This is a genomic window from Mesotoga sp. BH458_6_3_2_1 (assembly GCF_003664995.1).
Lineage (GTDB): Bacteria > Thermotogota > Thermotogae > Petrotogales > Kosmotogaceae > Mesotoga.
The window spans coordinates 105,977-120,333 of sequence record NZ_JFHL01000029.1 but is presented as its reverse complement, the minus strand read 5'-3'; the positions used below and the strand labels follow the sequence as shown (position 1 = coordinate 120,333).

The following is a 14,357-nucleotide window of genomic DNA, read 5'->3' as shown; positions in this document are numbered from 1 at the left end:
AGGATTTGAAATCATACAGGAAAGAACTCTTTTTCAACACTGCAACCAGGCGAGAGATAATCAACATCACTCCAGATGTCGAAAGAGCACTCAAAGAAAGCGGAATCCAGGAAGGACTTCTGCTCGTGAACGCCATGCACATAACTGCAAGTGTATTCATCAACGACAATGAATCCGGGCTTCATAATGACTTCGAAAAATGGCTGGAAAGGCTTGCACCCGAGAAACCTTACTCACAGTATGAACACAACGGATTTGAGGACAATGCTGACGCACACCTGAAGAGAACCGTTATGGGTAGGGAAGTGGTGTTAGCCGTTACTGAGGGAAGACTTGACTTTGGACCATGGGAGCAGATCTTCTACTATGAACTGGACGGCATGAGAAGAAAGCGAGTTCTGATAAAAATAATCGGCGATTAAGACTCGAATTGTAACGCTTTCCAGAGGCTTTGTCAGAAATACCGGCCTAAACAGCTCCAGACATCCGGGGAGTCTCTTGTTTGCCTTTGCAACCGCCTTTCTAGAATGTTATGGTAATAATAACACTATTATGGAGGTGCTATTAATGAGCATCGGAGAAGCATCAGTCGGATCCCCGAAGATTCGTGTAATGGATGGGGGCATGATTGATGTTACACCTTATGCGAAGAGCGTTGGAATCAAATTACCTGTGGTTATCACGGAGAATCTCTGGAACGAAATGGTGAAGACCGACGAGAATTCCAGAATGTATGGTCAGAAGGAAGAGAAGCGGCTCGACAGCCTGCTTTCCACATTAAGCATGGAACTGCTTAAGGGAAGAGCGAAGGATCTCTCGTTCACCTTCCTGATCTGCAAAGACCCTAAGACTACCAGCTGCAGACTTCTAAAAGCCTGCTACAAAGAGAAAGATGACGGCAAACGGTTCATAAGAGTCTCCACTTATAATGAGGTCAACTGATTCGACGCCTGTCTCGAGCGATTTCTTAACAATAGCGACTTGCTTTGGAAAGAGCCGATAGGCTATAATGAGCTAAATAATCGCGAGGTTTTCCTATGACTGAAGAGACTTTTAGAGAGAAAAACAGAATAGCTATGATGATGTACGGCAACGCCCTTGTTTCTTCGGGTGCTTAGCTGTACCTGAGAAAATAGAAGCAGGGCGTCTCAAAGGAGACGCCCTTTTTTTATATCAGGAGGGATTTGTATGAAGAAGTTTCTTGTGTTGATCGTTTTACTGGGAGTCGTATTTGCGTTCGGTACCACGAAGATCCGAATTGGCGCCACTCCAGTACCCCACGCCGAAATTCTGGAAGTAATCAAGGCCGACCTCGCCGAGCTGGGCTACGAACTGGAAATCATTGTGTTCAATGACTATGTTCTTCCAAACATTGCCCTTTCCACAGGGGAACTGGATGCTAATTATTTCCAGCACGTACCGTATCTTGAGTCCTTCACTTCTCAAAGAGGAATAAAAGGTTTGGTCTCAGCAAAGGCTATTCACGTCGAACCAATGGGGTTCTTTCTCAAGAAACCTCTTTCAGAGCTCGCGCCAGGTGATAAGATCGCAGTTCCGAACGATCCGACGAACGAAGGGCGGGCGCTCATTCTCCTTCACAACAACGGGCTTATCGTACTTAAGGATCCTTCAAAACTGGAATCTACAGTTCTAGACATCAAGGAAAACCCTAAGCAGTTGACCTTTGTGGAAATCGAGGCCGGATTCATTCCAAGGGTGTACACAGACGACAAGACCGTCGCCGGAGCCGTAATAAACACCAATTACGCGCTTACCATAAACCTTAATGCAGTCAAAGACTCGGAGTTCATTGAGGGCGCAGAATCTCCATACGCAAACATAATCACAATTCGAGAGACTGACAAAGATGCAGCCTGGCTCGAAGCTCTCATCAGTGTGTTGACGTCGGAGAAGGTAAGAGACTTCATAAACGAAAAGTACGATGGTGCGGTAGTGCCCGTTTTCTGAGGTTTGATGCTTTGATACTGAGCGTTGACAGACTCAACCTTTCTTTCGAAGACAAATCGGGAAGGAGAAAGATCCTCGATGATGTCAGCTTCTCCATCGAAGAGGGCGAGATTGTCGGAATCGTAGGGTTGTCTGGAGCAGGGAAAACCTCTCTGCTCCGCACGCTCAACCTTCTCCAGCCGGTGGACAGCGGATCGATCATGTTCGATGGCCAAAACATAGTCGGGCTTAACGAAAGCAAAGTGAGGAGCATCAGGAAGAAAATAGGAGTAGTTTTTCAGAGCTACAACCTGTTTCGCTACAGAACAGTCTACCAGAACATCGCCTTCCCTCTGAAAATTCAGGGAGTCAGCAGGAGTGAGATCAAGGAAAGAGTTATGAGTATCGTTTCCGAACTCGGACTTGAGCATAGACTGGGCGCCTACCCTTCTCAGCTCTCCGGCGGCGAACAGCAGAGAGCTGCGATCGCTCGCGCTCTTGTAATGAATCCGAAGTTGATTCTTCTCGACGAACCCACTTCCGCCCTCGACCCGAGGACTACGGGCAGACTTCTCGACCTCGTGGTGAACCTCAATGAAAGACGCCGCGTTACCTTCGCGGTGGTCACCCACGATATGGATGTCATCAAGAGAACCTGTGACAGAGTCGCGTACTTGCGGAATGGGAAGCTGCACTTCTTCGGACCTACGCATGAATTCTTCGTCAAGATCGAGAACAATGAAGTGAGCGACTTTGGAAGCCCTCTCGAGCTGGAAAGAAGTGTTCTTTCGCGACAGAAGAGACTCTTGAGAGTACTCTTCTGGGGGGAGCGTACCCACGAGCCCGTCTTGTGGGAGATAGCAAGTGAGTTCGATATAATGATCAACATTCTGTACGGGAAGATCGAAGAGCTGAAGAACGGGCCTTTCGGAACAATGATCATCGCGATTGACGGGCATAAACAGGATCAGTTCATAGAGAAACTAAGAGACTCCGTCTTCTTTCTCGAGGAGGTCCGCTGATGTTCTCACAAATATTTAAGGCGACGCTAGAAACCTTATACATGCTTCTTCTCTCCGGTTTCCTGGCAACTCTACTCGGTATTCCGCTTGGTGTAGGCCTTTACCTCTGTTCAAGATCGCGAAGGCTGAAAAGCCTCTATGCGCTGCTTGACCTGTTAGTAAATATCTTCAGATCGATACCTTTCATTATTCTCGTGTTGCTCCTGATTCCCGTTACGAAAAACGTAATGGGGACGATAATTGGGCCGAACGCTGCGATCTTCAATCTTACTATTGCAGCTATACCTTTCATGGCTAGGCTTTCGGAGAATTCTTTCAACGCCGTTCCTTCGGGAATAATCGATTCGTCAAACTCGATGGGACTGAACAAGTGGCAGATGGTCACTAAGGTTCTGATACCGGAAACACTGCCCGATCAGATCGGCAACATAACCGTACTCTTGATCAATCTCGTGACCTACACCGCCATAGCGGGCGCGGTCGGGGCCGGAGGTCTTGGTCAGCTGGCGATCAACTACGGTTACTACCGGTTCCAGTGGGACGTAGTTCTCTACGCTGTGATCGTTCTCGTGGCGATCAGTCAGCTTCTCCAGTTCACCGGAGGAAGACTGGCGAAAGGAATGCGAAAATAGCTCCGCTTTACATGGTCTGCAGGAGACTTACAGAGTTGAACCATCACACTTTCGTCGTCCGGGCAAGGATGTTGTAAACTTGTATCGGGCAAAGAGAAATGACCAGAAAAGAGCTTTGCCCGTAAGGGTGGAGAAGGATGAAGAGACTGCCGATCGACATCGATATGTTAGTCACTTTGATGGAGGTTGACGACAGAGTGTACGACGAGATATCGTATCTCGACACAGAGGCGGGTAAGATCATCTTCTATCAAGAAGATTGTTTCCCGCAAGAATTGGTGAACTGCGAGATTGAAAGGGAAGAGATCACTGAAGACCTTTTGAGGTACAAATGGATGAGAATCGAAGATTTGTACACTTATTATGATTTGTTCTGCAGCGATGAATCGGATAGATTCGAGGACATACCGCAGATTACTTCGGGAGATAAATTCGCTCTGATCGAAGAGTTCATTTACACAAAAGTAGAAGAGAGCATCAGGGATGAAGTCCTTTACGAGGTTTCCGGAAGAGGGGCATTTTCGAAATTCCGCACATTTCTCGAGCATCACAGCGAATACAAGGACGCCTGGTATGAATTCGAAAGCGAGAATTTGAGAAGGATTGCCGTCGAGTGGCTCAACTCGATAGGAATCGATCCGATCGATAGTCTTGAACAGTGACCGAGGTCTTCTCCTTGTAGTAAATCGCGCAGAGATTTTTGCTATACCGAAGAGCCTGCCCGGGCTTTCTCTTATGTCGGTTCACAGGAGGGACATAGCGTGAGAAGTAACGAAGTATCGCTGGAAAAGGGTAGCTCAAAGCAGTTGACGGTCAGAAGCCTGGTCATAGGGGCACTCGGGTCGATAATAATCACTACCAGTTCAATGTACGTCGCCCTGAGAATGGGGGCTCTTCCCTGGCCGACCATCTTTGTCGCAGTGATGTCCCTGGCAATACTCAAGGCCCTGGGCGGGACTAACCTGAACGAGATAAACGTTACGCACACTGCGATGTCTTCCGGAGCAATGGTGGCTGGAGGTCTGGCCTTTACAGTTCCGGGCATCTGGATTCTTGAAGCTTCCTCAGAAGTAAGTTTCCTGTCGCTCCTAATCGTCACACTGGCGGGCACTATTCTGGGAGTCATTTTCACAGGACTGATCAGGCGTTACTTCATTGAAAAGGAGAAGCTACCCTTTCCCATGGGTGTGGCTTCCTATGAGACAGTCGTTGCCGGTGACAAAGGAGGAAAGAAGGCAAAGTATCTCTTCTCAACCATGGGAGCCGCTGCAGTATTTGTCGCCGTAAGGGACGGCCTGGAATGGATTCCCTCGGCGTGGTCTTCGGTTCGGCTGTATTCTAGAAACATCTTCTTTGGAATGTGGATCTCGCCTATGGCCGTCGGCATAGGTTACATAATCGGGCCGCTCTTCACTGGAGTGTGGTTCCTTGGGGCAGTTCTAAGCTATTTCTTCTTGATCCCAGTCGGAGTTGCGGCCGGATGGTTCGCAGATGTCGGCTCTGCGACGGCCTTCAAAGATAGTCTCGGGATTGGACTGATGGTCGGCACAGGAGTCGGAATCTTGCTCAAGGGAATCTTGCCGCGGGCAAGAGAGATCTACCTTCCCGTCAAGAGCAGCGGGAAGGGATCGCGAATAAAGACTCTTCGCTGGATACCCTTGGTTTTTGCAGCCATCGCTCTATTCCTCACAACTTTGACGGAAATGACTCTCGTGTCTTCTCTCCTTACAATAGTCGGCGTATGGCTGACGACGGCCATGGCCGCCTCGATTACCGGGCAATCGGGCATCAATCCGATGGAGATATTCGGCATCATCATTCTTATCGCCGTGAAGTCAGTCGCCAGCCTCGGCACAATCGAAGCGTTCTTGGTAGCGGGAGTAGTTGCAGTTGCTTGCGGCCTCGCGGGCGATGTACTCAACGATTTCAAATCCGGTTACCTTTTGAAGACCAATCCAAGGGCTCAGATCATTGCCGAGACGGTCGGCGGAGTAATTGGCGCAGTAGTCTCGGTAATCGTTCTCTTTATTATGTTCAGAGCCTATGGTACAATGGGCCCGGGAACGGAGCTGCCCGCGCCACAGGCATACGCCGTTTCCACTATGGTCGGTGGTCTTCCGAATACTCCGGCCTTTTTCTTCGGCTTGATGATCGGGATATTGATCTATCTGATGAAACTGCCGGGGATGACGCTCGGAATTGGTATGTACCTCCCTATGGAGATATCTACCGCAGCATTCGTTGGAGGAGTAATCAGCTTCATTGTCGGAAAGGTCAAGCCAAAATCGAAGGAGACCGGTTTGATAGTGTCGTCGGGGCTTCTTGGAGGCGAAGGTATAACCGGAGTAGTTTTGGCGATAATCAGGGTTCTAACAGTTAGCTAATAGAATAGAGGAGTTGTTTTGAAACACTTTCATGCAGTGGGCAGAGTCCCTTTCAATCGGATTCACATTTCTCTCAAATGGTTATTGCTCGGCGTCGTTTTCGGAGTAGCGGCCTTCTTCATCGTCAGTCTTTCAATGGAGAGGATCGAGTCGCCTCACTTCTCTGCCCAGTTGTCCGCGGCTCGACTAATGGCGTCTTCCATAGCCGAACTTTCGACTTTCCGGGAGTCGCTTGGCATAGAAATCGACCCCTCCGTCGACCCTAATCTGACCGGGCTCATTGGACCGGAATTCACTGAGTTAACGACTACTCTCGGGAATCTGCAGGCAAAGAGAACTTCGACGAATCCAGACTTCGCGGCTCTCTTGGTGAAGTACTTCGAAGAACTCGATCTCAAGAGAGGTGATCCCGTAGCTATAGGAGCGAGCGGTTCTTTCCCGGCGCTCCTTCTCGCCGCTCTCTGCGCCTGTGAAGTTCTGGAACTCGAACCCCTTGTAATCTACTCGATTGGCGCTTCAGAGCACGGCGCAACGCATCCGGAATTTACCTTCGTTATGATGCTGAAAAGACTTGTAGAGGCGGGACTTCTTAAAGACAGTCTGATCGCGGTCTCTCTGGGCGGTAATTACGATACGGCAAGCGGGATGTTTTTCCCAGGCGCGCGTGAACTGATGACTGAGATTGCTTTGTCCAGCGGAAAGACCTTCATATATGAAGAACCTCTTCAGGCAAGCATCGACAAACGTTTGGAGATCTATGTCCAGGAGGCCGAAGGGCCGCCTTCTGTTTTCGTAAACGTGGGCGGGGCAGCGCCGAATTTTGGCAATACACTTCTAGCGATAAGTCTCGACAACGGTTTGCTTACTGCGTTCTCTTCGATCCCTGAAGGCGATGAAAGGGGACTGATTTTTGAGTTCGCAGAGCTCGGTGTGCCTGTGATTCATCTGCTGAACATTAGAGACCTTGCGATGGAGAATGGGATTCCGATCGATCCCGTTCCTCTTCCGGAGCCGGGAATCAGCGGAGTATATTTTGTCGATAGTTACTCGTTACCTCTGACCTTGACCTTTCTATTCCTTATGATCCTCTGCGTTGTCGCGGGAAGGATGATTAAGAAATGACAAACTTGCTGCTGGCGCTTGTCTCATTGGCGATCCTGCTATTCTTTCTCGTGATCGAGAACATTCTCTCGAGAAAGAGAAGAAAACGATTGAAAATAGTTATTCAAGTGAACGGAACCAGAGGCAAGAGCGAGACAGTAAGACTGATTCACTCGGCCCTCAAAGCAAACGGCTTCTCGGTACTGGGAAAGACGACGGGGACCGTTCCTCTATGGATAACCCCCGACGGGAGACATGTCGAAGTGGTGCGTCACGGTCCAGCAAACATACAGGAGCAATTCCTCGCCTTGAAGAAGTCTGAGAGGGACAACTGCAACGCATTGGTTGTGGAATGCATGGCTATTAAACCCGAGATGCAGCTTTCAAGCATGAGAATCGTCGAAGCGGACATTACCGTCATCACGAACTCTTACCCGGACCATATCGAAGAGATTGGGGCCGATGAAATCGAGACGGCTGAAGTGCTTTCTCTATCCATTACTCCAGGCGGAATTTGCGTTTTGGGAAACGTTTCGTCCGAGGCAATGGAATCAGTCAAGAACCACTGTTCTAGGATAAATACTAGATTGGTGACTGTCACCCCGAAAGTGGAAGACACGGCTGAATTCAGTTTCGTGCCAAATGAGGAAAACCTTTCTATCGCACTGAAGGTTGTGGAACTACTTGACCTCGACAGGGAAAAGGCATTTGAGGGAATGAGAGAGGCGCTGCCTGATGTGGGAACATTCAGGTATCTGCATCTCGGCGACGGGATCGAAGATGCTGTTCTGGCAAATGCTTTCGCGGCCAACGACATTCGTTCTACTTCTCTACTTCTGAAAAAAGCAAGACAGGACTTTCCCGATAGACCGCTCGTCGGATTCTTCAACTCTAGAGACGACAGGCCGGATAGAGCTCTCGTCTTCGAAGCGATGATTAGAGAGTTCGACAGGATAATAGTCAGAGGACCTGTTCCTCAAAGAATACTGAAGAGCAAGAACGTGGAAAAGCTGAAAGACCCGAGCCGGCTCTATTCGCTTCTTCAAGGGCATGAGCTCGTTTTCGGATTCGGAAATATACGCGGCCTTGTCCAGTGGCTGAGCGGGTTGGAGGAGATTCAATGAGTCCTGCGTTGTTCTCAATTGGAATCGTCATAAGTACAATATTCTGGTGGGTGACGGGGTTGTCGGCCGGAGGGCTTGTAACGCCGGTCTACCTGTTCATTTTCATTGAGCAACCTTTGAGACTGCTTTATACATGGGGTGTCGGTCTGGTCACATTCCTGATTCTGAACCTTCTCCAGAGGTATCTGATTCTCTACGGAAGAAAGAGACTCGCAATAGGAATTCTCCTCGGCGTCGTGGTCAAGCTTTCCCTCGACACCTTTCTTATGCCTAACCTCCCGGTAGAACTATTCTCAACTGTAATTGGAACCATCGTTCCCGGGCTGATCGCGAATGACTTCTACAGGCAAGGAATAGTGAAGACCTCTCTTTCGCTGATCTTCGTCACAATGGTTGTCTGGTTGACAAACATACTGATAAAATCGATCATGGTTATCTAAGAGTCCCTGCTAGCCGAAGAGAGCGAGTCTTACCACAAGATATATGTTGGAAATGCCGAGTGAGATAATTGCCGAAGGGAACCCGATCTTCATGAAGTCGAGGAAACTGTGTCTGTTTCCATACTCCTTGTTTACCATCTCAAAACACATCACATTCGCAAGATGACCGGTCACAGTTCCGTTTCCCCCCAGGTTTGCCCCCAGAGCGAGAGCAATCCAGAGATCGTACTGAAGAGGGTAGTGAACGGATAGCTGGGCCACGATAGGGATGAAGATCGTAACGACTGGAATGGCTCCGGTAACCATCGCTATCATTCCGCTTAACCAGAGAATAAGCATAGAGAGAACGGCCGGGTTGCTAGAAAGATTCAAAGCCAGAGTGGAAAGCTCTCCCGTTATTCCGGTGCTTTCAAGAGAGTGTGCAAGCGAAAAGAGTCCAATGAAGAAGAGAATCGCGTTCCAGTCCACTTCGGTAGCAACCGATTCGAAATCCTTTCCCGTGTACAGAAGCAAGAACGAAGCTCCCAGCACTGCGAACAGCGACATTTCTATGTCAACGATACTGTGCATAATGAATCCGATGACCACAACCACCAGTGTTCCGAGACTGACATACATCAATTTTCTATTCGTTATGACTCCATCGAGCCTTAAACCCTGAATCTCCTCCTTCTTTCCAGATACTGACGAGAGACCCTTCAGAATCTTGAATCTGGAGATCAACATCAGGGTAATATAAGTCAATAAGAGCGGAGCCAGCACAAGACCACTGAAAGTCATGAAAGGAATCTTGGAGGCATTCCCTATGATGATGTTTGGGGGATCGCCTACTAGAGTCATACAACCGCCGATGTTTGAAGCAAGAATCATCACGGCCGTGAACCCGAAGGGGTTGAATCCCGCAGTATCGGCAACGAAGAAGATTATCGGCATGAACATTATCATTGTAGTGACGTTGTCCAGAACCATGGAAAAGAGAGCAATCAGCGCCGAAAAAAGCCCCGACAGCAGAAGGATGTTTCCCTTCGTCGCTCTGAGAGTACGGACTGCCACATATTGAAAGAATCCAGTAGATTTGAGCACACCGACTATCACCATCATCCCTATGAGAAGAAATATGGCGTTGAAGTCAACAAACTCAGATATTGTCTCTATTCTCATTGTCTCAGAGACTTTGAGCACCACAAGCAACATACCTGCCGTAAAGGCAATCAGCACTCTCCGCCTTTTCGAAAGGACAATCAGAGTGAAAGTCAATATGAAATAGATTACAATGAATACTCTGTCCACAAGTCTCATTGTATCCCAAAATGCTTAACTTATGAAGAGGGATTGGACCTTTGGATGACCAAGCCGTTAGCTTTTGCGGACGATTCATAAGAATGGAGGCTCGGAGCCCCTGTCGAAGAAGCCGAAACGGCAACTGTCAGGCGGCTTGCATGTGTATCCATTCTTTCAAAAAGCACTCTTGCATAATGTCGTCGAAGAGCAACCGATGACATAACACCACTGTTACGGCCGGACAGGTTGAGTCTTTTTTTCCCCGGGGGTAATAGGTTATGATTCTATAAGGAGTTTCCCAGATTTATAGATTACGAGGTGTTGTTTTGAAAATAGCTGCGATTTGTATTGTTCTTGCCGTCTTCTTGTCGGGCTGCATCTTTTCCGGAACAGAAGGCTCATTTCAGTTCAGTAGTCCCGTTATTGGGAAGAACGGAGAAGTCTTCGTCAATACATCTGACAGAGTCTACTCTTTCACTTCCGGCTCGGATTCGGGTAAGTCAATATTCTCGTTCGAACCGGGAGAAGGTGAATCGTTCAGCTGCGCTCCTTCTGTCGATAGTGACGGCAATCTCTACATCGGGACGACAAAGGGCAGGCTCCTGAAAATCTCTCCGGAGGGTGATCTCAACTGGTCATTTGGCGGAAATGAAATCGAAGGCGCTTCTGCAATAAGGGGCAGTCCTTCATTCGATCAAAGCGGAAATGTGCTCTATGGAACTTACGACGGGGTGCTGTATTGTCTCTCCTCCGACGGACAAGAGCTCTGGAGCTTCGATACAGGAAGAGAGATCTGGTCGAAGCCCGCAGTCGGAAGAGATGGAACGATCTTTTTCGGGACAATGGTAACGAGCGGCCAGCAAAGTAATCGCTTCTATGCGCTCAAGAACGGAGAGCTCTTGTGGATATTCGAAACCGGCTCCACTTCTTCAGGTTTCTATTCAAGCCCGGCTTTAGGAAGCGATGAAACAGTTTACAGCACATGTCACGACGGCTTTCTCTACGCCCTGGATCCGACGGACGGAACTCTGAAATGGGAACTCCGGCTCGCGGATGACGGGGAAGGCTCTTCGATCTCTTCAAGCCCGATTGTGGGAGAGAGAGATAGGCTTTTCGTCTGTACCTATGACGGTGTATGTTCGGCGATCGACAATGAGGGCGAGGTGATCTGGAGCACGAATCTTCAGAGTGAAATTGTCTCAACTCCCGTCTCCTGTTCGAACGGTGTGCTCTACGTTATCGGACGGGGAGAGGCCAGAATGTTTCAGCTAGACATCGCAGATGGAACCCTGGAGAGATCCGATCACATAGGAAGCGACAGCCTAGGCTCTCCTGTTATGAGCCAAGAGGGCACTCTGTATTATGCAGTCACCTTGAACGACATAGGAGGCAGAAGCAGACTAGGTTCACTATCTACCGACTCTTTCCCTTCCGGATCGTGGCCGATGTACGGCCACGATCATAATCGCTCGGGCAGGCAAGAAGGTTTCTGATTTCGATGAAGGAAAGACTTCCAGGCGACAAGCTTCTATGGCGAATCCTGCGGCCGATCTTTAGACATCCCTTCATTAAGAGATACAATCTCCACGGAATAGGTCTCCAGACACTGCCGGAGCCTCCCTTCATCCTAATCGGCAATCATGCATACTTTATCGATGCCGTTTTGATCGAAGCGCTTGTGAGTTATCCGATAGTCTGGGCCGTCGCTTCGGGGAACTTCAGTAATCCTCTTTCGGGGCCCATACTAAGAGCGGGAGGCGCAATTCGAAAGAGAAAGGGCGTCCCCGATCTTCCAGCCATGAGGAAGATGATCGAAGTAGTCAATGCCGGCGGGGTCCTGGGTCTGATGCCGGAGGGATCTGTGACATGGGATGGGGAGTTCGGCGAAGTACCGCCAGGGACAGCGAAATTCCTGGATAGGCTTAATGTACCGGTCGTCGCCGCAAGAATGAGCGGCGCTTATCTGACTAAACCAAGATGGGCCGATCATCACAGGTGGGGAAGGATCGAGGTTGAATTTCAGAGTTTCGAGGGCAAGGGAGCGCTCGATTATCTCTCGGAGGCCTCCGACTGGCGATGGCAGGAGAAAAAGAGGATTCCCTTCAAAGGCATGAGAAAGGCCGAAGGAATCGAGAAAATTATCTGGTTTTGCGAAGAGTGCCATTCGTTCCAGACAGTCAAAGCAAAGGGAGACTCGGCTGAATGCGAAAAATGCGGACTCACATATACAGTTGACGATTTTGGTTATGTTTCTGGAAGAGCTGTCACAGATATCCTCGAGGTTCAAAAAGAACTGCTCTCTGATTACATAACAAAGAGGGGAAAAATAGATGCCGGAGAGGGAGTAATGACGGAACTTCAAATTGGAACCGGCAATAAATCAAAATTCTCCGGAAAAGTCACTCTGGACAGAAACTGCCTTAGAGTGAGTGAGCGATGTTACTCACTTTCGAAGATCAGAGGCTTCTCGAACTTCCTCAAGAGAATCAACGAGTTCAACTATGAAAATTCAATTATGAGACTTAGGACCGAGATTTCTTCACTTCTTCTGTTCTGGGCCCACAGGTATTTTTCCAAATCTGGAGAGAGTTAGGCTCACGGCAGCTACACGACTACAGAAACAGTGCTTTCTTCATTTCTGTCACTCATCTTGATCGACTCGATTACCTTTGACAGTCGAATTATCCCTTCTTCTATCTGTTCAAGAGGGACTCCCAGAGGATTGAGCCTCACGAAGTTCCTGCCGCTCGAGTCAAAGGTGAAAAGACTTCCCGGCGATACTGCAACGCCGCTTCTAATACCCTCGGCAACCAGTTTCCAGCAGTCAAGTGAGGCCGGTAACTCAAGCCAGAAGAAGTTCCCTCCCTGAGCCTCGTTGACCTTCACGTAAGCGGGAAGATATCTTAGACAAGCTCTCTTCGCAGCTTCCTTCTTGTCAAGACAGAGTCCAAGATACTTTTTCAAGAAGCTGTCGTATTCCCCTGTCGAAAGGAGCTTCGCGGCGACCAGCTGGCTGATGTTCGGAACTCCGAGCGAGATCATTCTTACCGGTTCGATCAGCTTTTCTATCAGCGCTTCATCGGCGACTATCCAGCCGATTCTAAGACCTGGAGCATAGGCCTTAGATATCCCCCCTATCTCGATCACGCAGTTGTGATGATCGTAGTACTTAAGTGTTTTAGGCGCAGGGCGACTATACTGAATCTCCGAGAAGACCGTGTCATCAATTATCGGGACTGAGTACTTCTCTGCGAGTCTTACCAGCGACTCCTTTTTCCCCTCAGGCATGTTTGAACCCGTTGGATTGTGCGAGCAGCTCATTGTATATATGAATTTCACCCTGCTCCTTTTCAGGACATTTTCGAGAGTCGCAAAATCCAGGCCTTCAGAGTTTCTGTCGATAGGAAGCACTCGGTGCTGAAACATTCTACAAATGTTGATTATGTTTATATAAGTCGGATTCTCTACAACGATCGTTTCACCTGGCCTGGCAAGCGCAGAAAACAGTAAATAGACTGCCTCCTCTGCACCAATAGTTATGAGGATATTACTCGAGTTTACGTGCATCCCGGAACCGTTCAGTCTCAGACACAAATACTTGATGAGATCGGGGTTGCCCCTAAGCGAAGGATAGTCAAGCGAACTCTTCAGCTCATCTTCGGTAAGATCTGACAGAATTCCTTTCAGGAGGTTTGTTTGCTCGCTTCCAACAAGAGGTATGCCGGTATCGAACCTTATGCAGTCGTCGGGCCGGCCCTTCAGAACGCTGGCCCATCTCGCCGAACCGGCCGTAACGGTAGCCCATGAATTAAGCTGCTCTCCCCACGATATCATGTCGAATTCCTTATGTGGCGGCCGGACTGAAATGACGTATGTACCGCTTCCCGATCTGGAATCCAGAAGGCCATCCATCTTCAGTTCATTATAGGCTTTCACAACAACACTCCTGTTCAACCTGAGCAACTTAGAAAACTCTCGCTCGGAAGGAAGCCTTGTTCCCTCAGAAATCTCTCCCCTTATTATCGCTGTTCTCAACTGATCTATCAGCTGCTTGAACAAAGGGACTCCAGAGCCTTTTTCGACGACGATTTTCAACCCGAGCATTGATTCACCTCCTCAAACAGATTATACTTCGACACAAGTTATTGACCATGCCATTATACTGTCAATAAAACATGCCATTCTTCTCCCATCGATCTGTTTCTCTTCCAAAGGGGCTCAGGTGAATGACAGAGTTAAGGACTCCAGCGAACAGTGGATCGCTCCAATTACTCAGATCCGAATGCAATTATTATTATGGCTGACATATAGTTTGAATATGCGATAGGGATCGATTAGCAGAAGTCGAGACAAGGGATTCTACTCGAAATATTAAATCCGGGAGGAACAAATGAAAAGAAGCGATACTAAGGAGAAAAGGAAGCAC

The 14,357-nt window shown here is 48.7% G+C and carries 14 protein-coding genes; 12 read left to right on the top strand and 2 right to left on the bottom strand.

Annotated features, from left to right (window positions below):
* The first annotated feature begins 5 nt into the window (after window positions 1-5).
* From Y697_RS13255 to Y697_RS13210, 10 genes are all read left to right on the top strand, one after another.
* Window positions 6-422, top strand: a complete 417-nt coding sequence (locus Y697_RS13255; protein ID WP_121552277.1) for a secondary thiamine-phosphate synthase enzyme YjbQ — start codon at window positions 6-8, stop codon at window positions 420-422.
* A gap of 145 nt (window positions 423-567) precedes the next feature.
* The gene (locus tag Y697_RS13250; RefSeq protein ID WP_121552276.1) at window positions 568-942 is read left to right on the top strand and encodes a hypothetical protein; all 375 of its coding nucleotides are present in this window, start codon (window positions 568-570) and stop codon (window positions 940-942) included.
* A gap of 246 nt (window positions 943-1,188) precedes the next feature.
* Entirely contained in the window at window positions 1,189-1,968 is a 780-nt protein-coding gene (locus Y697_RS13245) for a MetQ/NlpA family ABC transporter substrate-binding protein (protein ID WP_121552275.1), read from the top strand.
* A gap of 11 nt (window positions 1,969-1,979) precedes the next feature.
* On the top strand, window positions 1,980-2,969 hold the full coding sequence (locus tag Y697_RS13240) for a methionine ABC transporter ATP-binding protein (RefSeq protein WP_121552274.1): 990 nt from the start codon (window positions 1,980-1,982) through the stop codon (window positions 2,967-2,969).
* Complete coding sequence (locus Y697_RS13235; protein ID WP_121552273.1) at window positions 2,969-3,601, top strand: methionine ABC transporter permease; 633 nt, start codon at window positions 2,969-2,971, stop codon at window positions 3,599-3,601. The genes Y697_RS13240 and Y697_RS13235 overlap by 1 nt, the downstream gene beginning before the upstream one ends.
* Window positions 3,602-3,738: 137 nt before the next feature.
* Complete coding sequence (locus Y697_RS13230) at window positions 3,739-4,263, top strand: UPF0158 family protein (RefSeq protein ID WP_121552272.1); 525 nt, start codon at window positions 3,739-3,741, stop codon at window positions 4,261-4,263.
* Between the two features lie 99 nt (window positions 4,264-4,362).
* Window positions 4,363-5,985: an OPT/YSL family transporter gene (locus tag Y697_RS13225; RefSeq protein WP_121552271.1), complete on the top strand. Its 1,623-nt coding sequence runs from the start codon at window positions 4,363-4,365 to the stop codon at window positions 5,983-5,985.
* Between the two features lie 18 nt (window positions 5,986-6,003).
* On the top strand, window positions 6,004-7,107 hold the full coding sequence (pgsW, locus tag Y697_RS13220; protein ID WP_121552270.1) for a poly-gamma-glutamate system protein: 1,104 nt from the start codon (window positions 6,004-6,006) through the stop codon (window positions 7,105-7,107).
* A complete protein-coding gene (pgsB, locus tag Y697_RS13215; RefSeq protein ID WP_121552269.1) occupies window positions 7,104-8,210 on the top strand; it encodes a poly-gamma-glutamate synthase PgsB in 1,107 nt (368 codons plus the stop codon). The genes pgsW and pgsB overlap by 4 nt, the downstream gene beginning before the upstream one ends.
* Window positions 8,207-8,650, top strand: a complete 444-nt coding sequence (locus Y697_RS13210) for a poly-gamma-glutamate biosynthesis protein PgsC/CapC (RefSeq protein ID WP_121552268.1) — start codon at window positions 8,207-8,209, stop codon at window positions 8,648-8,650. The genes pgsB and Y697_RS13210 overlap by 4 nt, the downstream gene beginning before the upstream one ends.
* 9 nt (window positions 8,651-8,659) lie before the next feature.
* Here the strand turns inward: Y697_RS13210 and Y697_RS13205 are convergent, their stop codons facing one another.
* Window positions 8,660-9,949, bottom strand: coding sequence for an SLC13 family permease (locus Y697_RS13205; RefSeq protein WP_121552267.1), 1,290 nt, complete (start codon window positions 9,947-9,949; stop codon window positions 8,660-8,662).
* A gap of 308 nt (window positions 9,950-10,257) precedes the next feature.
* Here Y697_RS13205 and Y697_RS13200 point away from each other — a divergent pair, with 308 nt between their 5' ends.
* Complete coding sequence (locus tag Y697_RS13200) at window positions 10,258-11,424, top strand: PQQ-binding-like beta-propeller repeat protein (protein WP_183083822.1); 1,167 nt, start codon at window positions 10,258-10,260, stop codon at window positions 11,422-11,424.
* A 5-nt stretch (window positions 11,425-11,429) separates the two neighbouring features.
* Complete coding sequence (locus Y697_RS13195; protein WP_121552265.1) at window positions 11,430-12,524, top strand: lysophospholipid acyltransferase family protein; 1,095 nt, start codon at window positions 11,430-11,432, stop codon at window positions 12,522-12,524.
* An 11-nt stretch (window positions 12,525-12,535) separates the two neighbouring features.
* Here the strand turns inward: Y697_RS13195 and Y697_RS13190 are convergent, their stop codons facing one another.
* Window positions 12,536-14,035: a PLP-dependent aminotransferase family protein gene (locus Y697_RS13190; RefSeq protein ID WP_121552264.1), complete on the bottom strand. Its 1,500-nt coding sequence runs from the start codon at window positions 14,033-14,035 to the stop codon at window positions 12,536-12,538.
* Window positions 14,036-14,357: the final 322 nt, after the last annotated feature.